The organism is Pseudomonas sp. FP2335 (assembly GCF_030687535.1).
Taxonomy (GTDB): domain Bacteria; phylum Pseudomonadota; class Gammaproteobacteria; order Pseudomonadales; family Pseudomonadaceae; genus Aquipseudomonas.
This window is the reverse complement of the sequence record NZ_CP117437.1, coordinates 5,648,512-5,668,166: the sequence shown is the minus strand read 5'-3', so window position 1 is coordinate 5,668,166 and position 19,655 is coordinate 5,648,512. Positions and strand designations below refer to the sequence as shown.

The 19,655-nt window shown below is 62.1% G+C and carries 17 protein-coding genes; 5 read left to right on the top strand and 12 right to left on the bottom strand.

From position 1 onward, the window contains the following. Nucleotides 1-99: 99 nt before the first annotated feature. Entirely contained in the window at nt 100-1,941 is a 1,842-nt protein-coding gene (gene ilvD / locus PSH81_RS25630) for a dihydroxy-acid dehydratase (protein ID WP_192297858.1), read from the bottom strand. A gap of 280 nt (nt 1,942-2,221) precedes the next feature. Between ilvD and PSH81_RS25625 the strand changes: the two genes are divergently transcribed. Continuing rightward, complete coding sequence (locus tag PSH81_RS25625) at nt 2,222-3,955, top strand: DUF4153 domain-containing protein (RefSeq protein WP_226454574.1); 1,734 nt, start codon at nt 2,222-2,224, stop codon at nt 3,953-3,955. Here the strand turns inward: PSH81_RS25625 and PSH81_RS25620 are convergent. Then, the gene (locus PSH81_RS25620) at nt 3,930-4,856 is read right to left on the bottom strand and encodes an MFS transporter (RefSeq protein WP_305391689.1); all 927 of its coding nucleotides are present in this window, start codon (nt 4,854-4,856) and stop codon (nt 3,930-3,932) included. The genes PSH81_RS25625 and PSH81_RS25620 overlap by 26 nt on opposite strands. A gap of 231 nt (nt 4,857-5,087) precedes the next feature. Then, a complete protein-coding gene (locus PSH81_RS25615) occupies nt 5,088-6,284 on the bottom strand; it encodes a class I SAM-dependent rRNA methyltransferase (protein WP_003195152.1) in 1,197 nt (398 codons plus the stop codon). A gap of 279 nt (nt 6,285-6,563) precedes the next feature. Here PSH81_RS25615 and PSH81_RS25610 point away from each other — a divergent pair, with 279 nt between their 5' ends. Together PSH81_RS25610 and mutM are read left to right on the top strand one after the other, a co-directional pair. Beyond that, the gene (locus PSH81_RS25610; protein WP_192298234.1) at nt 6,564-7,376 is read left to right on the top strand and encodes an HDOD domain-containing protein; all 813 of its coding nucleotides are present in this window, start codon (nt 6,564-6,566) and stop codon (nt 7,374-7,376) included. Nucleotides 7,377-7,397: 21 nt separating this feature from the next. Then, nucleotides 7,398-8,210 (top strand): bifunctional DNA-formamidopyrimidine glycosylase/DNA-(apurinic or apyrimidinic site) lyase, encoded by an 813-nt coding sequence (mutM, locus tag PSH81_RS25605; RefSeq protein WP_305391688.1) that lies wholly within the window; start codon nt 7,398-7,400, stop codon nt 8,208-8,210. A 124-nt stretch (nt 8,211-8,334) separates the two neighbouring features. Here the strand turns inward: mutM and PSH81_RS25600 are convergent, their stop codons facing one another. The 5 genes from PSH81_RS25600 to PSH81_RS25580 all read right to left on the bottom strand — a co-directional run bounded on the left by PSH81_RS25600 (nt 8,335) and on the right by PSH81_RS25580 (nt 13,128). After that, complete coding sequence (locus PSH81_RS25600; protein WP_003195146.1) at nt 8,335-8,586, bottom strand: YfhL family 4Fe-4S dicluster ferredoxin; 252 nt, start codon at nt 8,584-8,586, stop codon at nt 8,335-8,337. Nucleotides 8,587-8,782: 196 nt separating this feature from the next. Further along, nucleotides 8,783-9,262 (bottom strand): pantetheine-phosphate adenylyltransferase, encoded by a 480-nt coding sequence (gene coaD / locus PSH81_RS25595; RefSeq protein WP_003176711.1) that lies wholly within the window; start codon nt 9,260-9,262, stop codon nt 8,783-8,785. A 103-nt stretch (nt 9,263-9,365) separates the two neighbouring features. Next, complete coding sequence (locus PSH81_RS25590) at nt 9,366-10,961, bottom strand: GMC family oxidoreductase (protein ID WP_305391687.1); 1,596 nt, start codon at nt 10,959-10,961, stop codon at nt 9,366-9,368. Between the two features lie 165 nt (nt 10,962-11,126). Next, a complete protein-coding gene (locus PSH81_RS25585) occupies nt 11,127-11,672 on the bottom strand; it encodes a twin-arginine translocation pathway signal protein (protein ID WP_226454570.1) in 546 nt (181 codons plus the stop codon). A 28-nt stretch (nt 11,673-11,700) separates the two neighbouring features. After that, nucleotides 11,701-13,128, bottom strand: a complete 1,428-nt coding sequence (locus PSH81_RS25580) for a coniferyl aldehyde dehydrogenase (protein WP_226454569.1) — start codon at nt 13,126-13,128, stop codon at nt 11,701-11,703. 147 nt (nt 13,129-13,275) lie between these two features. Here PSH81_RS25580 and PSH81_RS25575 point away from each other — a divergent pair, with 147 nt between their 5' ends. Together PSH81_RS25575 and PSH81_RS25570 are read left to right on the top strand one after the other, a co-directional pair. After that, a complete protein-coding gene (locus tag PSH81_RS25575) occupies nt 13,276-13,947 on the top strand; it encodes a TetR/AcrR family transcriptional regulator (RefSeq protein ID WP_192297850.1) in 672 nt (223 codons plus the stop codon). A 33-nt stretch (nt 13,948-13,980) separates the two neighbouring features. After that, the gene (locus PSH81_RS25570; RefSeq protein ID WP_305391686.1) at nt 13,981-14,835 is read left to right on the top strand and encodes a sulfurtransferase; all 855 of its coding nucleotides are present in this window, start codon (nt 13,981-13,983) and stop codon (nt 14,833-14,835) included. A 32-nt stretch (nt 14,836-14,867) separates the two neighbouring features. Here the strand turns inward: PSH81_RS25570 and PSH81_RS25565 are convergent, their stop codons facing one another. The 4 genes from PSH81_RS25565 to PSH81_RS25550 form a co-directional block, all read right to left on the bottom strand. Continuing rightward, entirely contained in the window at nt 14,868-15,863 is a 996-nt protein-coding gene (locus PSH81_RS25565; RefSeq protein WP_305391685.1) for a hydrolase, read from the bottom strand. Between the two features lie 127 nt (nt 15,864-15,990). Next, a complete protein-coding gene (rsmD, locus tag PSH81_RS25560; RefSeq protein ID WP_192301240.1) occupies nt 15,991-16,608 on the bottom strand; it encodes a 16S rRNA (guanine(966)-N(2))-methyltransferase RsmD in 618 nt (205 codons plus the stop codon). Further along, on the bottom strand, nt 16,608-18,098 hold the full coding sequence (locus tag PSH81_RS25555; protein WP_305391684.1) for a pitrilysin family protein: 1,491 nt from the start codon (nt 18,096-18,098) through the stop codon (nt 16,608-16,610). The genes rsmD and PSH81_RS25555 overlap by 1 nt, the downstream gene beginning before the upstream one ends. Beyond that, nucleotides 18,091-19,446: a pitrilysin family protein gene (locus tag PSH81_RS25550; protein ID WP_226454565.1), complete on the bottom strand. Its 1,356-nt coding sequence runs from the start codon at nt 19,444-19,446 to the stop codon at nt 18,091-18,093. The genes PSH81_RS25555 and PSH81_RS25550 overlap by 8 nt, the downstream gene beginning before the upstream one ends. Between the last annotated feature and the right edge of the window lie 209 nt (nt 19,447-19,655).

Genomic DNA, 19,655 nt, shown 5'->3' with positions numbered 1-19,655 from the left:
AGGGTCAGTTTGTTTATCGGTAGCTGATGACATTTAGTTCCAGCGAGCGGGCAAAAAAATGCCCCGAAGATCGGGGCATTTTTGAGACGCTGAGGGGGGTTATAGCCCGTCAAGCATCGCCTTGTTACGCACGGCACCCTTGTCGGCACTGGTGGCCAGCAGGGCATAGGCTTTCAACGCGGTGGTGACTTTGCGCGGACGCTTCTCCACCGGCTTCCACCCCTTCTTGTCCTGCTCGACCCGGCGTGCCGCCAGTTCTTCATCGCTGATCAACAGGTTGATCGAGCGGTTCGGAATGTCGATCAGCACCTTGTCGCCATCCTGCACCAGGCCGATCGCGCCGCCGGCTGCGGCTTCCGGCGAAGCGTGGCCGATGGACAGGCCCGAGGTGCCGCCGGAGAAACGGCCGTCGGTCAGCAAGGCGCAGGCTTTGCCCAGGCCCTTGGATTTCAGGTAGGAGGTCGGGTAGAGCATTTCCTGCATACCCGGGCCGCCTTTCGGGCCTTCGTAGCGGATGATCACGATGTCGCCTTCCTTCACTTCGTCGGCGAGGATGCCGCGAACCGAGCTGTCCTGGCTTTCGTAGATCTTGGCGCGGCCTTCGAAGACGTGGATGGATTCATCCACACCGGCGGTTTTCACCACGCAGCCATCCAGAGCGATGTTGCCGTACAGCACGGCCAGGCCGCCTTCTTTTGAGTAGGCGTGCTCGACGCTGCGGATGCAGCCGTTTTCACGGTCGTCATCCAGCGTGTCCCAACGGGTCGACTGGCTGAACGCGGTTTGCGTCGGGATGCCGGCCGGGCCAGCCTTGAAGAAGTGGTGCACCGCTTCGTCGTCTGTCTGGGTGATGTCCCACTTGGCGATGGCTTCTTCCATGCTGCGGCTGTGCACGGTCGGCAGGTCGGTGTGCAGCAGGCCGCCACGGGCCAGGGAGCCGAGGATCGAGAAGATCCCGCCGGCGCGGTGCACGTCTTCCATGTGGTACTTCTGGATGTTCGGCGCGACTTTGCACAGCTGCGGCACGTGGCGGGACAGGCGGTCGATGTCGCGCAGGTCGAAATCGATCTCGGCTTCCTGGGCCGCGGCCAGCAAGTGCAGGATGGTGTTGGTGGAACCGCCCATGGCGATGTCCAGGGTCATGGCGTTTTCGAACGCCTTGAAGTTGGCAATGTTGCGCGGCAACACCGAGTCATCGTTCTCGCCGTAGTAACGCTTGCACAGCTCGACGATGGTGCGGCCGGCCTGCAGGAACAGCTGCTCGCGGTCGCTGTGGGTGGCCAGTGTCGAACCGTTGCCCGGCAAGGCCAGGCCCAGGGCTTCCACCAGGCAGTTCATCGAGTTGGCGGTGAACATGCCGGAGCACGAGCCGCACGTAGGGCAAGCGCTGCGCTCGTATTCCGCGACCTTCTCGTCAGAAGCGCTGGAATCGGCGGCGATGACCATGGCGTCTACCAGGTCGAGGCCGTGGGAGGCGAGCTTGGTCTTGCCGGCTTCCATCGGGCCGCCGGAGACGAAGATCACCGGGATGTTCAGGCGCAGGGCGGCCATCAGCATGCCGGGGGTGATCTTGTCGCAGTTGGAGATGCACACGATGGCGTCGGCGCAGTGGGCGTTGACCATGTATTCCACGGAGTCGGCGATGATCTCGCGGCTCGGCAGGGAATACAGCATGCCGTCATGGCCCATGGCGATGCCGTCGTCGACGGCGATGGTGTTGAATTCTTTCGCCACACCGCCGGCGCGTTCGATCTCGCGGGCGACCAGTTGGCCCAGGTCCTTGAGGTGGACATGGCCGGGTACGAACTGGGTGAACGAGTTGGCAATCGCGATGATCGGCTTCTTGAAGTCGTCATCTTTCATCCCCGTGGCACGCCACAGTGCGCGCGCGCCGGCCATGTTGCGGCCGTGGGTGGATGTTTTCGAGCGGTAATCAGGCATTGGAGCACTCCGGGCGGCTAATCAAGTACTAAAGGGGAGTGAGCTTCTATTTCACGACTGGAACACCCGAAAAATGGCCGTGTGTCCGGAAGTTGCCACTCGCGTCGCGGGATCGCCGCGTGCTTGGGCCTCGAGCTCATAAACCCGCCGGGGGATGACTGGCGATGAATAGGGCCGATTCTACACCGCTGGCGGCTGGAGGGAACGGGGCAATACAGGGCCTGCGGCTTTGTTTAGACTGGCGGCCTTTTTTGTCCCTCTCCACTCCAAAGGAACTGGAATGCCCGGTATCAATCGTTTTCTTGGGTTCTACCTGCTGATCGGCCTGGTCCAGGGAATCGCCTTCTATTACTCCGACCAGCTGTATCGCTTGAACGAAGCGCTGTTTTTTGTCACCTACACCCTGGTCCTGGTGGGCGGCACCACGTTGCAGTTGCTCGGGGAAAAAGTCCGGCACTGGCGTTCGCTGTTGCCGACGCTGCTGTTCACCCTGCTGATGGGCGGCATGACGTTGTGGGTGTGTTATGGCGTCGAGCATATCGGCGACAACCGTTGGGCGATCAACTCGTGGTTTATCAGTGTGGTGGTGCTGAGCTACGTCTGCGCCAGCTTCCTGTTTGCCTGGCCCTCGGCCAAAGGCCAGCGCTGGCGCTATGAAGACCTGTTCCAGCAAGCCTGGAACAGCGTGTTCATCGTGCTCTACGCGTTGATCCTGGTGGGGCTGTTCATGGCGTTGCTCAAGCTGTGGGGCCGGCTGTTCCTGATGTTGGGCATCGAGTTCTTCGAGCATCATTTCTGGAGTGAGTTGTTCCTGTGTTTCGCCCTGCCACTGGTGTTCGCGCTCGGCATGTACTTGGCGGCCCGCAGTGAAAAAGTCATCGGCCAGATGCGCGGCATGCTGTTCAGCGCGTGTGGTTTGCTACTGCCGTTGATTGCGCTGATCAGCGTGCTGTTTACCCTGGCCCTGCCGTTTACCGGGCTTGGGCGGATATGGGCGACGGGCTATTCCACACCGATTTTGCTGGTGCTGGCCGGGGCTCAGCTGTTTCTGCTCAACGGGGTGTTCCAGGATGGCGCGCAGCCTCGGCCGTATCCAAAGTGGCTGACGCGGTTTATCGAGTTGAGCCTGTTGTGCCTGCCGGTGCTCGCGGCGCTGGCGTTTTATTCGAGCTGGCTGCGGGTCGAGCAATACGCCTTGTCGCCGCAACGGTTCATTGCGCTGGCGGCGGCATCACTGTGTGGTTTGTACGGCCTGGCGGCGGTGTGGGCGGTGGTGCTGCGTAAACCGGTGTGGCTGGGCAACTTGCGTGTGACCAACCCGGCACTGGCGTTGCTGTTTTGTGCGCTGGTGGTGTTGATCAACACGCCGCTGCTCAACCCGGTACAGATCAGTGTGAATGATCAGGTGCAACGCTTGCTGGACGGGCGCACCAAGGCCGAGGCCTTTGATGCGCACTACCTGCGTTTTGGCCTGGAGAAGGCCGGCGAGGAGGCTTACGCCAAGTTGCAGGAGGATCTGGATAAAGAGCGCATTCTTGACGCGGATTCGCGTCGTGCCTTGCGCGAGCGCATGGACGACACGGCGCTGAGTTTCAGCGAACAGTATGAAAAGGAGCGCGCCCGCCGGCCCAAGCCCGAACTCGAATGGATCGGTCCCAAGCCCAAGGGCAGCGAGCAGTTTGCCGAACTGAGCCTGGCTACCGACTCACCGTGCGAGTCCAACTGTGTGTTGTGGGCGGTGGATCTGGACCTGGACGGCCAGCCCGAAGTGCTGGCGATTCCAAACACCGGCTACCGCCAAGACTCCAAGCCACCGCGCATCTTTGCCCTGGATGAGAAAGGCCAATGGGACGATCGCGGCCCACTGGTCTGGACGCAACTGCCGGACGGCTATGTGGACACCGAAACGCTGATCCACGACATCCGCATCGGCAGGATCGAACTGGTCAAGCCGCGTTACCGGCAATTGCAGACCAGTGACATGCTGCTCACGCCGGTAATGCGCGAGCCGTAGTCTGCCGGTTGGTCACCAGCCCCCATAGGCTGAGCACGATAAAACTGAGGGCGATGCTCAGCAGCAGATGCTCGCCGGCCTGGGCCAGTGCCGCGCTGCTGACGGCGGCGGTGAGGAACATGATGCTGTTGCCCGCCGACGCGGCCGTGCCGGCGCTGCTGGAAAACAGCAGCATCGCTGCGGAAATCGCGGCGGGTCTTACCAGGGTCACGGCCAGGGCGCTGATCAGCATCGGGATCAGCAAGGTCACCGTGGTGATGGCGTGCATGCCGACAATCAATGTCAGCAGCACCCCGGCGACACTCAGCAAGCCGAGGCCGATGTTTATCTGCCGCGACAGCGTGATGCGTTTTTGCAAATACGACGCCACGACGCCGCCGAGCAGGTAGGCCACGCCGTACACCATCAGCACCAGCGCGTATTGGTATTCGGAAAGCTGCAGCGTGTCCATGAAGATCAGCGGTGACAGCGCGACAAACGAGCCGCTCAAGGTCATGTAATACAGGCGCACGCGGGCGCGGTCTTGTTCGTCGAACAGGTCTTCCACCAGCGCGTGGCCCAGCACGAAAAATCCACAGCCCATGGCCTGGACACTGCGAAACAGCAGGAAGCTCAGGTAATCCGGCGCCCATGCGCAACCGATGGCGCCGAGGATCGACAGGCTGATGCAGCCGATCAGCACTTCCTTGCGCCCCCATTTATCCGACAGCGGGCCGGCCACCAGTTGGGAGATCGCAAAGACCAGCGTGAACAGGCTGATGGACAGCGCGACGTCAGCGGTGGGCGTATCGAAGTGGGCGGACAGGGCGGGGAAGGAGGGCAGCAGGATATTGATCGGAAAGAAGCTGATCAGGGAAATGCAGGTGATCAGGATGAAGCGCGAGAGGGCGGGCCCAGACATTGTTTTTGTTTTCCCGGAGTAGAACCAGAAATCGATACTAGTCTGCGGAAAATGGAATTCAATCAAAAAAAGTGGCTTGTAGAAGTCGGAACAATGTTTCTGGCACTGCGCAAAAAAGTGTGGGAGCGGGCTTGCTCGCGAATGCGGTGTGTCAGTTAACAACTTTGTAACTGATCCACCGCATTCGCGAGCAAGCCCGCTCCCACATTTTGTTCTGCGTTCTAACTCTACTTAGCTGTTAGGCAGCAACCGGCACGTGATGCTCTTGATGTAGCGCGTCTCGGCAATCGCCGGATGCACCGGGTGATCCGGGCCTTGGCCGCCGCGTTCGAGCATCTGGATATTGCGGTCCAGGTGGCGGGCGCTGGTCAGCAGGATGTTTTGCAGGTCGTCTTCCGGCAGGTGCATGGAGCACGAAGCGCTGACGAGGATGCCGTCCTTGCTGAGCAGGCGCATGGCTTGCTCGTTGAGGCGGCGGTAGGCGCCTTCGCCGTTCTTCATGTCTTTTTTGCGTTTGATGAACGCCGGTGGGTCGGCGACGATCACGTCGAAGCGTTCTTCGCTGGCTTTCAGTTCTTTCAAGGCTTCAAACACGTCGCCTTCGATGCAGGTCATTTTCTCGGCAAAGCCGTTCAGCGCGGCGTTGCGCTCCACGCCGTCGAGGGCGAAGGCGGAAGCGTCGACGCAGAATACTTCACTGGCACCAAAGGCCGCAGCTTGCACGCCCCAGCCGCCGATGTAGCTGTACAGGTCCAGTACGCGCTTGCCCTTGGCGTAAGGGGCCAGGCGCGCGCGGTTCATGCGGTGGTCGTAGAACCAGCCGGTTTTCTGGCCCTGGATCACCGGGGCTTCGAATTTCACGCCGTTTTCTTCCAGCGCCACCCACTCCGGCACCAGGCCGAACACGGTTTCGACGTAGCGGTTGAGGCCTTCGGCGTCGCGTGCGGCGGAGTCGTTCTTGAACAGGATGCCGCTGGGCTTGAGCACTTGGGTCAGGGCGGCGATCACGTCTTCTTTATGGGCTTCCATGGTCGCCGAGGCGATCTGTACCACCAGGATGTCGCCGAAACGGTCGACCACCAGGCCTGGCAACAGGTCGGAATCGCCGTAGACCAGGCGGTAGAACGGCTTGTCGAACAGGCGGTCACGCAGGGACAGGGCGACGTTCAGGCGGTGCACCAGCAGCGACTTGTCCAGCGGCAACTTGATGTCACGCGACAGCAGGCGGGCGCAGATCAGGTTGTTCGGGCTCATGGCCACGATGCCCAGGGTCTTGCCGCCGGCCGCTTCCAGGATAGCCTGGTCGCCTGCCTGGAAGCCGTGGAGTGGGGTGGCGGCCACGTCGATTTCGTTGCTGTAGACCCACAGGTGGCCGTTGCGCAAACGACGATCGGCGTTGGCTTTGAGACGCAGGCTTGGCAGGGACATGACGTCGCTCCGGAAAAAAGAGCGGGAGTATACCTGTTGCACGCCGTTTCATGTGGGAGCTGGCTTGCCTGCGATGCAGACGGCGCGGTGTATCTGACGTACGGCGGTGAGGCCATCGCAGGCAAGCCAGCTCCCACATTGGATCGGGTTTCAGTTCCGGTTTTTGAGGTGTCGGTCAGGTTCCCATAGAGGTTAGAATCCCCGCCTAGCCCAGAGTAAGTACTTATGTCCCAAGAGCTATCCGCCGAACAGATCCAGCAGGCCCTGCAAGGCATCAGTGTGCCGCCTCAACCGCAGATCATGGTGGATCTGCAGATGGAGCAGTACATGCCTGACCCGGACCTGGAAGTGATCGCCCGGCTGATCGCCCAGGACCCGGGCCTGTCCGGGGCGTTGCTGAAGATCGTCAACTCGTCGTATTACGGCTTGAGCAACAAGATCGCCTCGATCCAGCGCGCCGTGAACCTGCTGGGCAGCCGTTCGATCATCAACCTGATCAACGCCCTGTCGATCAAGGGCGAGATGAGCGACGACACCATCGTCACCCTCAACCGCTTCTGGGACACTGCCCAGGACGTGGCCATGACCTGCCTGACCCTGGCCAAGCGCATCGGTGCCCAGGCGGTGGACGAGGCCTACGCCCTCGGCCTGTTCCACGATTGCGGCGTGCCGCTGATGCTCAAGCGCTTCCCCAACTACATGACGGTGCTCGAAGAGGCCTATGCCAACGCCGGCCCCGACTGCCGCGTGGTCGACACCGAGAACAACGCGTTCAACACCAACCACGCGGTGGTCGGCTACTACACCGCCAAATCCTGGCGCCTGCCGGAGCATGTGACCGACGCCATCGCCAACCACCACAACGCCCTGGCGATCTTCAGCGATGAATCGTCGCGCAATCCGCAGCTGAAAAACCTGCTGGCGATCCTCAAAATGGCCGAGCACATCGGCTCGTCGTACCGCGTGCTGGGCAACCAGACTGTCGATCATGAGTGGAATGCCATCGGCCATCTGGTGCTGGACTACGTGGGCCTGTCGGACTACGACTTCGAAAGCATGAAGTTGTCGATCCGCGAACTGGGCGCCCACTGACCCTTCTTTCACGAGGTACGCATGCCCGAGTTACCTGAAGTCGAAACCACCCGGCGCGGGATCGCGCCGCACCTGGAAGGCCAACGCGTCAGCCGTGTGGTGGTCCGTGAGCGGCGCCTGCGCTGGCCGATCCCGGAAGACCTGGATGTGCGCCTGTCCGGGCAGCGCATCGTGCTGGTGGAGCGGCGCGCCAAGTACCTGTTGATCAATGCCGAAGTGGGCACCTTGATCAGCCACCTGGGCATGTCGGGCAACCTGCGCCTGGTGGAGGTCGGCATGCCAGCGGCCAAGCATGAGCATGTGGACATCGAGCTGGAGTCTGGCCTGGCCCTGCGCTACACCGACCCGCGGCGCTTTGGCGCGATGCTCTGGAGCCAGGACCCGCACAACCACGAGCTGCTGCTGCGCCTGGGGCCGGAGCCGTTGACCGACCTGTTCGACGGTGAGCGTTTGTTTCAACTGTCTCGCGGCAAGTCGATGGCGGTGAAGCCGTTCATCATGGACAACGCGGTGGTGGTTGGTGTGGGCAACATCTATGCGACCGAGGCGTTGTTTGCGGCGGGGATTGATCCGCGTCGTGCGGCGGGCGGTATTTCCCGTGGGCGCTATTTGAAGCTGGCGATCGAGATCAAGCGCATCCTGGCCGCTGCGATCGAGCGGGGCGGTACGACATTGCGCGACTTTATCGGTGGGGACGGGCAGCCGGGGTACTTCCAGCAGGAGCTGTTTGTCTATGGCCGGGGGAACGAGGCGTGCAAGGTGTGCGGGACTGAGTTGCGCAATGTGGTGCTGGGGCAGAGGGCGAGTGTGTTTTGCCCAAGGTGTCAAAGCTGATTGCGGTGTGAGGGCTGATGCCGCCATCGCGGGCAAGCCCGCTCCCACACTTGATCGGGTTCACACGGTCAAAATGTGGGAGCGGGCTTGCCCGCGATGAGGCCCTTGCAGGCACTGAAAATCTTCAGGCCTTGCCAGTAATCTTGCGGTACTTCTCCATCAACTGCTCTTCCGTCTCCGGATGGGCTTCATCCAGCGGAATGCAATCCACCGGGCAGACCTGCTGGCACTGAGGTTCGTCATAGTGGCCGACGCACTGTGTGCACAGGTTCGGATCGATCACGTAGATCTCTTCACCTTGGGAAATGGCAGCGTTCGGGCACTCGGGTTCGCAGACGTCGCAGTTGATGCAATCGTCGGTGATGATCAGGGACATGGAAACTCCTGCCAGGGCTGTCAGCCAGGGCATCTGAAAACTAATGCGCGCAATTGTGCCGCATTGGCGCCCGCAGTGCGAGCAGCTCTGACCTATGGCTGTAGTGAGCGGGCTGCCCCGCGCTGCGATCGACCAGGCGCCTCAAGCTAACCTGACACACCGCGGGCGCGGGCAAGCCCGCTCACTACGGGCCAAGTTACTTTTTGAAGCGCAGGGTCAGTGCATCGGCGACGGCCGGGTGGACGAACTTGGTGATATCTCCACCCAACGCGGCGATTTCACGAACCAACGTCGAGGAAATGAACGAATAACGTTCCGACGGCGTGAGAAACAGGCTCTCCACGTCCGGCGCCAGTTGGCGGTTCATGTTGGCCAGCTGGAATTCGTATTCGAAGTCCGACACCGCGCGCAGGCCGCGCAGGAACACATTGGCGTTCTGCTCTTTGGCGAAATGCGCCAGCAGCGTCGAGAAGCCCACCACTTCCACATTGGGCAGGTGCTTGGTGACTTCACGCGCCAGCTCCACGCGCTGTTCCAGGGGGAACAGCGGGTTTTTCTTGGGGCTGGCTGCGACCGCGATGATCACATGGTCGAACAAGCGTGAGGCGCGTTCGACCAGATCGCCATGGCCTTTGGTAATCGGGTCGAAAGTACCTGGGTACAACACTCGGTTCATCGCGTCGTCCTGGCGGAGTCCGTTGGGGAACCGGATGGTATCGCAGCCATCCCGGTCGGCCAAGTCGACTTATGTAGATAGAGGCCGCTTATCCGACGTTTTTTCACGCTGTTTTCAGACGTTCGGCCAAGGCAGTGGCCAATTGCGCGGTCAATCCATACACCGACAATTGCGGGTTTGCCCCAATGCTGGTGGGGAATAGCGAGCCATCGTGGATCGACAGGTTGCGTAATTGGTGATGGCGCCCGAGGCTGTCGGCCACCGCATTTTTCGGCTCTTCGCCCATGGCGCAACCGCCCATCACATGGGCGCTGCCCAGGCAGGTGCGGTGCAGTTCCAGCTTCAGGCCTTCGATCAGGGTACGGGCTTCGGCCAGGGTTTTGACGTAGCGCGCATCGTGATGCAGCGGCTTGACCGACTTGGCGCCCGCCGCGAACTGAATCTCGGCCATGCTGTGGAATGCCCGGCGCAGGCCGTCCCAGGCGTAGTCCGAGACCTGATAGTCGAGCACCGGCGTACCGTCGCCGCGCAACTCCACGTTGCCACCGGGGCTGTCGGGGTGAAAGCCATCGCGCAGCAGGGCGAGCATCGCGTGGGTATTGGGCAGTTGGCTCATGTCCAGGGCGTTTTGCGTGCCGTAGCCACCGAGCAGGGTACTGGCCAGCGCCGGGTGCAGGGGCGGCGCCTCAAGCTTGTACGACATTTTGCCGGTGGTGCCGTCCTGCCATTGGAAATGGTCGGAGTAGATCGACTGCGGTGCGCCGTAGAACGGGTTGATCACCTCGTCGAACAGCCCGGCGGAAAAATTCACCAGGTGCAAAAAGGTCCGCTTGCCCAGGCGCGAGTGCGGGTCGGGCGCGTCCGAGCGCATCAGTAGGGCCGGGCTGTTGATGCCGCCGCCAGACAGCACGTAGTGCTTGGCCTTCACGCTGATCCTGCGCCCTGTGGGCGCCACGCACAGGGCGTCCATCGCCACGCATTCCAGGCTGCTGATGGTGTCGCCGGTGAATTTCAGGCGTTCGGCGCGGGCGAGGTAGAGCAGCTCACCGCCTTTTTCCAGGGTGGACGGGATCGTGGTCACCAGCATCGATTGCTTGGCGTTGACCGGGCACCCCATGCCGCAATACCCCAGGTTGAAGCAGCCGCGCACGTTGCGCGGGATCACGTGCCAGCTGTAGCCGAGCTTCTCGCAGCCTTTGCGGATCACCTCGTTGTTGGCATTCGGCGGCATGGCCCAGGGGGCGATGCCCAGGCGCTGCTCCATTTTTTCAAACCACGGCGCCATCTCGGCGCTGCTGTGGCCCTTCACCGCGTATTCGCTGGCCCAGTGGGAAAGGGTGGCGTCTGGTGTGCGAAAGCTCGATGTCCAGTTGATCAGCGTGGTGCCGCCTACCGCCCGACCTTGCAGGATGGTGATCGCGCCGTCCTTGCTCATGCGGCCGATGCCTTCCTGGTACAGGCTGGTGTAGGCCTCGTCTTCGAGCAGCTTGAAGTCGCTGCTGGTCTTGAGCGGGCCCTCCTCGATCAGCAACACTTTGTAGCCGGCGGCACTGAGGATTTCGGCGGTGGTACCGCCCCCGGCGCCGCTGCCGATGATGGCTACGTCGGCTTCCAGGGTCAGGTCGCTGTCGAGGGCAGCGCCATTGTGGGTTTTCCAGCCACGGGCCAGGCCATCACGGAACAGATCGGGTACGGGCATAGACATGCACTCTTGTTGTTATAGGTGTCGGTCGCTACGAAGTTGCAATCAAAATGTGGGGGCGGGCTTGCTCGCGAAGGCGGTACATCAGTGAAGAATGTATTGGCTGACACACCGCTTTCGCGAGCAAGCCCGCTCCCACATTTTGGGTTGGGTTATCAAGGCTTAGATCTTTGGTGGGCCGGGATAGCCGCAGTGGGCCCACGACGCCGGCTGGAAGTACCACGCCATGATCACCAGCTTGAGCAGCGAGCCCTGGCCCATGCGCAACAGGTTCAGGTAACTGTTCTCCCAGCGGTGCAGGAAGTTGCGGATCTGCTCGCTGCTGGCGTTTTCCCAACTGCCCCAGATCCCGGTCAACGGTCCGCGGGTGATGCCCATGCCCAGCACGTCGAACAGTTGCTGGGTGAGCTTGAACATCTCCGGCGACAGGCGTTGCAGGCTGAAGTCGAGCTTTTTCAGCGTGTCTTCCATTGTGCTGGCAACTTCCTGGGCGCTGGCCACACCTTCAAGCAGTACCGGGATGACGGCGCGCAGGAACGGCAAATCACTGCTGCGCAACATCACAAAACCGCTGGCCGGCGTGCTGCTGGAGCAGCCGCTGAGGCTGGCGCCAAGCCCGGCGGTGGCCAGGAAGGCGCTGGCGCACAGGCCGATTTTCAAGACGCCGCGCCGTGACAGCGCGGGTGTTTCAGTCAGGCTGGGGTTCATTGTTATTGTTATCCCGAGAGTGGCGTGATCAGCGGATAAACAGCTTCTGGATCAACTTCTGGATGGATTTTCCGTACGGCGGGTAGATCAATTTCGCGGCGTTCAGGCGCTGTTTCACCAGCACGCCCTTGGCCTTGCTGAAGGTGAGAAAGCCTTCGTGACCGTGGTAGTGGCCCATGCCCGAGGGGCCGATGCCGCCAAATGGCATGTCGTCCTGGGCCACGTGCAGCAGGGTGTCGTTCAGGCACACGCCGCCGGAATGGGTCTCGTGCAGCACACGCTCCTGTTCGCGCTTGTTGTAGCCGAAGTAATACAGGGCCAGCGGGCGAGGGCGCTGGTTGATGTAGGCGAAGGCCTGGTCGAGGCCGCGATAGGGCACGATGGGCAGCAGCGGGCCGAAGATCTCGTCCTGCATCACCGTCATGTCGTCGCTGACATTCAGCAGCAGGCTGTGGGCCATGCGCCGTGCCTGGCCTTGCTCATACAGCGGGATCAGGGTGGCGCCTTTGTCGGTGGCGTCCTTGGTGTAGGCATTGAGCCGCGCCAATTGCCGTTCGTTGATGATGGCGGTGTAGTCCGGGTTGTCTGCCAGGGTCGGATAAAACCCGCGAATGGCTTGGGTGTAGGCCTCGACGAACCCTTCCACACGATCTTCCGGGACCAGCACGTAGTCCGGCGCCACGCAGGTCTGCCCGGCGTTCAAGGCTTTGCCGAAGGCGATGCGTTCGGCGGCGTCCTTGAGCGGAACATCGGCGGACACGATGGCCGGCGACTTGCCGCCCAGCTCCAGGGTGACCGGCGTGAGGTGCTCGGCCGCCGCGCGCATCACGTGTTTGCCGATGCTAGTGGCGCCGGTGAACAGCAGGTGGTCGAAACGCAGCCTGGAAAACGCCATGCCCACCTCTGCCTCGCCCAGCACCACGCACACCAGGTCCTCGGGAAAGATCTTCGCCAGCAGCGTCTTGAGCAGTTCGCCGGTGGCCGGGGTGGATTCGCTGAGCTTGAGCATCACCCGGTTACCGGCGGCCAATGCACCGACCAGCGGGCCGATGGCCAGGTACAACGGGTAATTCCAAGGCACGATCACCCCGACCACGCCCAGCGGTTGATAGATGACTTTGGCTGACGCGGGCTGGAAGGCCAGGCCTACGGCGCGGCGCGAAGGCTTCATCCAGCCCTTGAGGTGTTTGCTGGCGTAGTGAATGCCATGCAGGCTGGGCATCAGTTCGGCGAACAGGGTTTCGTCGGCGCTGCGGTGGCTGAAGTCCTGGCTGATCGCGTTGATCAACGCCTGGCGTTCGTCGCTGAGCACGTCGCGCAAGGCCTTGAGCCACTGCTGGCGTTGCGCCGCCGGCGGCATCGGGTTGGCGGCATAGGCGCGCTGTTGGGCGTTGAACAGGTCCTGGAGTTGGTCCAGCGCCTGGGAATCTTGCAGGTAGGCAACGTTGGCAGACATGGCGCAGTTCCCGATTGTTATAGGTCTGCCTGGATTTTTAGAGTCATTGCTCTAAATTGTCAAATAACATTGCAGCAACATGCAGATTTATCCTGGCCGGGATAGGCCGTAAGATGCCCCATCACGTGTATAGAAGCTGATTCCCCTATGGCACCACGAGTAAAGACCAGCGAGCGCATTGTGCAAACCAGCCTGGAGCTTTTTAACCAGCAGGGCGAGCGCAGTATCAGCACCAACCACATCGCCGCCCACATGGAAATTTCGCCGGGCAACCTGTACTACCACTTCCCCAACAAGCAGGCGATCATCGCCGTGCTGTTCCGTGAATACGAAGCCCTGGTAGACAGTTTTCTGCGCCCGCCCCAGGGGCGCGCCGCCACCGTTGAAGACAAGCGCTTCTACTTGCAGGCCCTGCTGGCCGGCATGTGGCGCTATCGTTTCCTGCACCGCGACCTTGAACATTTGCTGGAAAGCGACCCGGAACTGGCCACTGGCTATCGGCGGTTTTCCCAGCGCTGCCTGACCCAGGGCAACGCCATCTACCGGGGGTTTGTCGATGCCGGCATCCTCAATATGGACCCGATCCAAACCGAAGCCCTGACCCTCAATGCGTGGATTATCCTTACCTCGTGGGTGCGTTTCCTGTGCACCACCAATGAAAACTCCGCCCATTTGAGCGCCGAGGCGATCAAGCGCGGGGTGTATCAAGTGCTGGTGCTGGAGGCGGGGTTTGTCACACCCCAAGCCAAGGATGCGGTGGATGCGTTGTTCAAAGAGTTTTACGTGCCGTTGAATCAGGCACTGGAAGAAGTGAAGTAGGACCTTTCCCGAATCTGTTTACAGGAGTCCGTCATGCCGCTTGCCCAACTGATCAGTCCCTCCCAATTGGCCGAGCGCCAGAAGTCGCCCGGGCTGGTGATCCTGGATTGCCGTTTTGCTCTCGAAGACCCGGATTACGGGCGTTGCAGCTACGCCGAGGGGCATATCGAGGGCGCGCAGTACGCTGACCTAGAGCGCCACCTCAGTGGCCCGGTGATTAAAGGTGTGACCGGCCGTCATCCACTGCCGGCGGCGGACGTTCTGCTTCAACAACTGCAGGTGTGGGGCATCAATGCCGACACCGACGTGGTGCTGTATGACGACGGCCCCGGCGCATACGCCGCCCGGGCGTGGTGGTTGCTGGCCTGGTTGGGCAAGCGCGATGGTGTGTTTATCCTCGATGGTGGCCTCAAGGCCTGGCATGCCGCCGGTTTCCCGTTGAGCCTGGATGCGCCGCTGGTTGCGTCTGGCACCTTTGTCGGCACGCCGGACTACGGTTTGCTGCTGGATGCCGAGCACTTGCAAAAACGCTTGGGCCAGCCAGGTTTGACCCTGATCGATGCCCGCGCACAGGCGCGGTTTCGTGGTGAGGTTGAGCCGATCGACCCGGTTGCCGGGCATATTCCGGGGGCGCAGTGCGCGGCGTTCAGTGAAAACCTGGGCAGCGATGGGCGTTTCCTGCCGGTTGAGCAGCTCAAGCAACGGTTTGCTGAGCAGTTGCAAGGCCGCTCACCGGACGAGTTGGTGGCCTATTGCGGTTCGGGGGTGACGGCGTGTCATAACCTGTTCGCCCTGAGCCTGGCGGGGTACCCATTGGGTAAGTTGTATGCGGGGTCTTGGAGTGAGTGGATTACTGATCCGGCGCGGGCTATTGCAACCGGCGATTGAGCTATCCGGGATGTAAGCCCGCTCCCACATTTTTACCGATGTTGTGTCAGTAGCCATTGTGGGATGCGGCGTTCGAGGTAGTAGCTCGGGTGCTTGAGTGAGCCGTCGACAAATCCGACATGCCCACCTTTGGCGGTCAATTCGAACTCCGTGCAATCCGACAACTCAGCGGCCTCAGGCAAGCTGTGGGCAAACACGAACGGATCATCCACCGCCTGGATAATCAGCGTCGGCGTGCGGATTTCCCCCAAGTAGTAGCGACTCGACGCTCGTCGGTAATAGTCCTCGGCACTGAGGAAGCCATGCAGTGGCGCAGTCACCCGCCCGTCGAAATCCCAGAACGTGCGCATCTTCTCCAGCGAGCCCAAGGCCTCCAGGGTCTTCAGCCCGTCCGCGCGGCCGTCCTGTAGGAAGCGGCTCTGCTTGACGCGGATATACGCGAGCATCTCGCGCATGAAGTGCTTCTGGTACACCCGCGAAAACCCCAGCCCGATGCGGTCGGCGCATTGATCCAGGCGAAAGGGCACCGACACCGCCGCCGCGCCTTGCAGCCCGCAGGCGCCGCCGGTTTCACCGAGGTGCTTGAGCAGCACGTTGCCACCCAGCGAATACCCCACCGCATACAGCGGCGCCAACGGTCGCTTGGCACGCAGGTGGGCAATTGCGGCGGCCAGGTCTTCGCTGGCGCCTGAGTGATAGCTGCGCGCCAGTAGATTGGGCTCTCCCGAACAGCCACGCCAGTTCAGCGCTGCGCTGGCCCAGCCTTGGCTGGCGAGGGCTTTTTGCAGGCCGGCGACGTAGGGCGAGTTGGATGAACCGGTCAGCCCGTGCAGCACCAGCACCAGCGGCGCTTGGGCGTCGTGGGGGCCGTGCCAGTCGAGGTCGAGGAAGTCACCATCGTCCAGCCACAGGCGTTCGCGTTGGCGTTCGAGATGGGTAGTGGGGCGCCACAGCGGCCCCCACAGCGTTTGCAGGTGGGGGTTGCCGAGGCCGAAGGCGGGTTTGAACCGGTCTGAAGAGGGAGTCATGAGAATCTCGGTAGCAGGCGAACTCAATGGTGGTGAGCGGGCTCGCCCCGCGCCGGCGGTGTGTCAGGTTAGCTTGAGGCGCCTGGTTGATCGCAGCGCGGGCAAGCCCGCTCACTACAGAGTCCTGCTAGGCGGCGCTTTCGACCAGGCGGTGCCACAACGCGTAATACACCCGACCGGACTTCTGCTCCCGGTGCAGGCGCCAGGCGCCCGGCAGACCCAGTGTGGAAGGTGCGGTCTCGCTTTCAGTGTAGATCCACGCATCGGGAGCCAGCCATTGGCGCTCTTCCAGCAGTGTGCACACGGTCGGCAGCAGGTTCTGGTTGAACGGCGGGTCGAGGAACACCACGTCGTACTCGCTGGCTGGTTGGGTTTCCAGGTAGCGCAGGGCATCGGCAGTCTGCACCTGGCCGTTGGTGCAGCGCAGGGTGCCCAGGTGTTCCTTGAGGCTGGAGACCGCCACGTTGCTCGCGTCCAGCGCCTGGGCCTGGGCGGCGCCACGGGACAGCGCCTCCAGGAACAGCGCACCGCTGCCTGCGAACGGGTCCAGTACCTTGGCACCGCCGATGTACGGCGCGAGCCAGTTGAACAGGGTTTCACGCACGCGATCCGGCGTTGGGCGCAGGCCCACGACATCGGGGAAGCTCAGCTTGCGGCTGCCCCATTCACCGCCAATGATGCGCAGTTGGCCCACACCGTTGTGGACGTTGTGGACAGGTTTTTTCGGGCGAGATGAACTGGCCATTAATGCTCCGGAACCCCGAGCGGCTGCTCGGCGGGTTTATCAGTGGGGGGCGGTAGTGGCTTTTGCGCAGTCGTCGGGCCGGCGGTCACGATGACCATCTTGTCGGCGCTCAAGTGTTTGTTCATTGCAGCCTTGACCTGCTCTACGGTCAGGGCCTGGGATTGTTTCATGAAATCTTCCAGATAGCTCAGCGGCAGGTTGTAGAAACCCATCGCACCCAGCTGCCCGACGATATCGGCGTTGCTCGCGGTAGACAGAGGGAAACTGCCGGCCAGTTCGCGCTTGGCGTCATCCAGTTCCTTTTGTGTCGGGCCGGTCTTGAGGTAGTCGGCGACAACATCCTCGACCAGGCGCAGGGTGCCGCCGCTCATTTCGGCTCGGGTCTGCAGGTTGATCATGAACGGGCCGCGCGCCTGCATCGGGGAGAAGCCGGAGTAGACGCCGTAGGTCAGGCCGCGTTTTTCGCGCACTTCGCTCATCAGGCGCGTGCCGAAACCGCCGCCGCCGAGGATCTGGTTGCCCAGGGACAAGGCTGCGTAGTCCGGGTCGGTGCGATCGATGCCGAGCTGGGCGAACAACAGGTGTGTCTGCTTGGACGGAAACTCGATATGGCTCAGGCCGGCTTTAGGTTCGCTCGGCTGGGCGATCTTCGCCAGTGCCGGGCCTTTGGGCAGCGATGCGGACACCTTGGCGGTCATGGCTTCGGCTTCGGCGCGGGTGAGGTCGCCTACGACTGCAATCACGGCGTTACCCGCTGCGTATGCCTTGGCGTGGAACGCCTGCAACTGCGCCAGGCTGATCTTCGGAACGCTCTCGGGAGTGCCTTCGCTCGGGTGTGCGTAAGGGTGGTCGCCATAAAGACGCTTGAACAGCTCAAGGCTGGCCAGCTTGGCCGGGTTTTGCTTCTGGTATTCGAAGCCCGCGAGGATCTGGTTCTTGATCCGGGCCAGGGAGTCGGCCGGGAACGTCGGCTTGCCGATCACCTCGTCAAACAGCGACAGCGCGGCGTCGCGCTTGTCGCTGGCGCTCAGGCTGCGCAGCGACACCAGCGCCATGTCGCGGAAGGCGCCATTGCCGAAGTCTGCGCCCAGGCCTTCAAAGTCGCGGGCAATCTGGCTGACATCCTTGCCCGGCACGCCTTCGTTGAGCATGGCGTTGGTCATCAACGCCAGGCCCGGCACGTTGCCGTCCTGACTGCTGCCGGCGGCGAACAGGATGCGCATGTCGAACATCGGCAGTTCATGGGCTTCGACGAACAGTACTTTGGCGCCCTCGGCGGTGGTCCAGGTTTGTACGTCGAGCTTGCGGTTGGTCGGCGCCTTGCCGTCCAGCTCCGCAAGGGATTGCAGCTTGTTGGCCGATTGGGCTTTTTCCAGTGCCGGGCTGGCGATGGATTCGCTCGGGCGCAGGAAATACACGGCGCCGGCGGCGACCAGGGTGACGGCGATCAGGCCGGGCAGGATCAGGCGGCTGCTTTTGCGATCACTCATGAGCGGTCTCCTCAGGCAGTACGTGGGCGACGCTGAGACGTTCGCGGGTGAAGTAGGTGCGGGCGGCTTTCTGGATGTCTTGCGGGGTCACGCTTTGCAGTTCGGCAAGCTCGGTGTCCATCAGCTTCCAGGACAGGCCGACGGTTTCCAGCGAGCCGATGGCCGTGGCCTGGCTGGTGATGGAGTCACGCTGGTAGACCAGCCCGGCGATGACCTGGGCGCGGATGCGTTCCAGTTCTGCGGCGGTTGGCGGCTTGGCCTTGAGTTCATCCAGCAGGCGCCACAGGCCGGCTTCGGCTTGGGCAATGGTCTTTTTCTTCTGCTGGTTCGGCGTGGCCGAGAGGGTGAACAGGCTGTCGCCACGGGTGTAGGCGTCGTAGTTGGTGGAGGCGGCGGAGACCAGCTCTTCACCACGCTCCAGCTGTTCGGAGATGCGTGCGCTGTAGCCGCCGTCCAGCAGCGCCGAGATCAGGCGCAGGGCCTGGACCGAGCGTTTGTCTTCGGCGGTGGCCAGGCCCGGCACGTTGAAGCCGAGGATCACGCTGGGCAGTTGGGTCTGCACTTTCATGGTCAGCAGGCGCTCGCCGGGCTCGGCCAGTTCCATCGGCACCTTGGCCGGTGGCACGTCACGCTTGGGGATAGGGCCGAAGTAGCGCTGGGCAAGGGTCTTGACCTCGTCCGGGGTCACATCGCCGACCACCACCAGGGTGGCGTTGTTCGGCACGTACCAGGCCTGATACCAGTGGCGCAGTTCTTCGACCTTCATGCGGTCCAGGTCAGCCATCCAGCCGATGGTCGGCGTGTGATAGCCGCTGGCCGGGAAGGCCATGGCCTTGAAGCGTTCGTAGGCCTTGGACATCGGGTTGTCGTCGGTGCGCAGGCGGCGTTCTTCCTTGATGACCTCGATCTCGCGGCTGAACTCGTCGGCCGGCAGGCGCAGGCTGGCCATGCGGTCGGCTTCCAGTTCGAAGGCGACGCCCAGGCGGTCACGGGCCAGTACCTGGTAGTAGGCGGTGTAGTCGTCGCTGGTAAAGGCGTTCTCTTCGGCGCCCAGGTCACGCAGGATCAGCGAGGCTTCGCCGGGGCCGACCTTGGCGCTGCCCTTGAACATCATGTGTTCCAAGGCATGGGACAAACCGGTCTGGCCCGGGGTTTCGTAGCTCGAGCCCACCTTGTACCAGACCTGGGACACCACCACTGGCGCACGATGGTCTTCGCGCACGACGACTTTGAGGCCGTTATCCAGGGTGAATTCGTGGGTGGGTTGTGGGTCGGCAGCCAAGGCTGAAAGGGGCAGACAAACTGTGCTGAGCAGCAGGCCTGCGGCGCGGCGGGCTAGAGCATTCATTCGTTTTTAAACCTGTTGGGCTGCCCGCTTGGTCTTAGCGTCGGCGGGCGAGGAGGTGCTAGGATACTGATCCGATTTAGGGACGGCCACTGCGGCAGTCATCTTGTCCCGGATCAAGTCGTAGGAATGTTGGAATAGACCCTCGGTTTCCCCGACGATCTTCCACTTTTCGCCGATTTTATCGCTTCAGTCCTATATTGAATCGATTT

What these genes read in the sequence shown, in the direction of transcription:
- PSH81_RS25555 (WP_305391684.1), bottom strand. Translation starts at nt 18,098, where the DNA reads ATGAGTGATCGCAAAAGCAGCCGCCTGATCCTGCCCGGCCTGATCGCC.
- PSH81_RS25590 (WP_305391687.1), bottom strand. Translation starts at nt 10,961, where the DNA reads ATGCCCGTACCCGATCTGTTCCGTGATGGCCTGGCCCGTGGCTGGAAA.
- mutM (WP_305391688.1), top strand. Translation starts at nt 7,398, where the DNA reads ATGCCCGAGTTACCTGAAGTCGAAACCACCCGGCGCGGGATCGCGCCG.
- rsmD (WP_192301240.1), bottom strand. Translation starts at nt 16,608, where the DNA reads ATGGCCAGTTCATCTCGCCCGAAAAAACCTGTCCACAACGTCCACAAC.
- PSH81_RS25625 (WP_226454574.1), top strand. Translation starts at nt 2,222, where the DNA reads ATGCCCGGTATCAATCGTTTTCTTGGGTTCTACCTGCTGATCGGCCTG.
- PSH81_RS25585 (WP_226454570.1), bottom strand. Translation starts at nt 11,672, where the DNA reads ATGAACCCCAGCCTGACTGAAACACCCGCGCTGTCACGGCGCGGCGTC.
- PSH81_RS25565 (WP_305391685.1), bottom strand. Translation starts at nt 15,863, where the DNA reads ATGACTCCCTCTTCAGACCGGTTCAAACCCGCCTTCGGCCTCGGCAAC.
- PSH81_RS25575 (WP_192297850.1), top strand. Translation starts at nt 13,276, where the DNA reads ATGGCACCACGAGTAAAGACCAGCGAGCGCATTGTGCAAACCAGCCTG.
- PSH81_RS25580 (WP_226454569.1), bottom strand. Translation starts at nt 13,128, where the DNA reads ATGTCTGCCAACGTTGCCTACCTGCAAGATTCCCAGGCGCTGGACCAA.
- ilvD (WP_192297858.1), bottom strand. Translation starts at nt 1,941, where the DNA reads ATGCCTGATTACCGCTCGAAAACATCCACCCACGGCCGCAACATGGCC.
- PSH81_RS25620 (WP_305391689.1), bottom strand. Translation starts at nt 4,856, where the DNA reads ATGTCTGGGCCCGCCCTCTCGCGCTTCATCCTGATCACCTGCATTTCC.
- PSH81_RS25550 (WP_226454565.1), bottom strand. Translation starts at nt 19,446, where the DNA reads ATGAATGCTCTAGCCCGCCGCGCCGCAGGCCTGCTGCTCAGCACAGTT.
- PSH81_RS25615 (WP_003195152.1), bottom strand. Translation starts at nt 6,284, where the DNA reads ATGTCCCTGCCAAGCCTGCGTCTCAAAGCCAACGCCGATCGTCGTTTG.
- PSH81_RS25570 (WP_305391686.1), top strand. Translation starts at nt 13,981, where the DNA reads ATGCCGCTTGCCCAACTGATCAGTCCCTCCCAATTGGCCGAGCGCCAG.
- coaD (WP_003176711.1), bottom strand. Translation starts at nt 9,262, where the DNA reads ATGAACCGAGTGTTGTACCCAGGTACTTTCGACCCGATTACCAAAGGC.
- PSH81_RS25600 (WP_003195146.1), bottom strand. Translation starts at nt 8,586, where the DNA reads ATGTCCCTGATCATCACCGACGATTGCATCAACTGCGACGTCTGCGAA.